At 43.4% G+C, this 1326-nt stretch carries 1 protein-coding gene; it reads right to left on the bottom strand.

Annotated elements, in window-relative coordinates:
* Positions 1-292: 292 nt before the first annotated feature.
* Positions 293-1252, bottom strand: coding sequence for a transcriptional regulator LeuO (leuO, locus tag AB4496_RS13985; protein ID WP_009847810.1), 960 nt, complete (start codon positions 1250-1252; stop codon positions 293-295).
* Positions 1253-1326 lie beyond the last annotated feature (74 nt).

Genomic DNA, 1326 nt, shown 5'->3' with positions numbered 1-1326 from the left:
TGTCTACTTTGTGCTTCAAAGCTGTACGGTTGCCGCCTTGGGCAATTTGGTCACGAAGTCTTTTTACGATATGAAAATCTAAATTGGCCATCTCTTTACCTTTGGCTTACACCTGTAAGCTTTTTTGAGCGCACAAGTGTACCTCTGATCATGGAAAAGGCAACTGATGAAGCTCAAAGTTATAAGTAATAGTACGTCTCACGCTAAGTTTTCTATCAACAAAAATAGCAGGTACAAAAAAACCCCAAGCCAGACTCCTAGCTTAGGGCTTATAAATCATAGGAATTAGTGTCTAGTTAAGCGCCACTACTTCGCCACAGATCATCATTAACTGATCTCGTAACCAGATGTGTCCTTTGTCCTTTTCACTTGATTCGTGCCAGCTAAGGAAGCCAGAAATCGCCGCATTATCGAATGGGAAATCTAAAATCTGAAGCTGCTCTTTGTTTGCTGCATGTTCTACCATCCAACGAGGAGCGATTGTTACAAGTTCAGATTGACCAACAACGTAAAGAACGTTGCTCAAGCTCGTACCTTCGTAGAAAGGCGTGCAATCTAGGTCACGGTAAGCTTGCTCAGAGAAGCTACGTTGACCGTGAATGCGAGACAGTTTAGCGTGCTTTTCGTTAAGCAATTCTGCCGCTGAAACTTCACCGTTGATGCGTGGGTGAGAAGCAGAAGCGACCACAACCAATTCATCTTGGAAGATTTCAGTGCTTGAGAAACCTTGTTCATCAAAACGCGAGTAATCAATAACGAAGTCAATTTCTTGGTAACGCATGCGCTCAGAAAGTTGACGGTCAAATTCAGCATCCATGTGCAGATTAACGCTAGGTGCTTGGTCGTTGATTGTCGACATAATCTTAGGTGCAAAACGCATGTCGCAAGGGCTACAAATTGCAAGTTTGAACAAACGAGAAGACGACTCTGGTGAGAATACAGAACTTGGCAATTCGTTGCGTACTAACTGCAGCGCTTGGCGGATTGGGCCAAACAACTGACGAGCACGTTGAGTCGGTTGAATACCACGACCTTGACGCATGAATAGCTCGTCGTTGAACATTACTTTCAAACGAGCAACAGCATTACTTACCGCTGGCTGAGACATGCCCAGATTATGAGCTGCACGTGTAATATTTTGCTCTTGCATAACTGCATCAAATACAGTCAAAAGATTTAAGTCGACTCCACGAAGTGTGCTTTCCATTCTGTAGCTTGCAATTGCACTCATTGCGTCTTTTTTCTCTAACATTCAAGTTGCCTCTTGTCGGTTCGACAGGGTTAAATTGGTAATGGTGTGGGAATAGATAACCACTAATTCTTATA

It is taken from the genome of Vibrio sp. 10N.222.46.A1 (genome assembly GCF_041473595.1).
In the GTDB taxonomy this organism is placed as follows: Bacteria; Pseudomonadota; Gammaproteobacteria; order Enterobacterales; family Vibrionaceae; genus Vibrio; species Vibrio tasmaniensis_A.
Note: the sequence above shows the minus strand (reverse complement) of the source record. Positions and strands in the feature narration are given on the sequence as shown.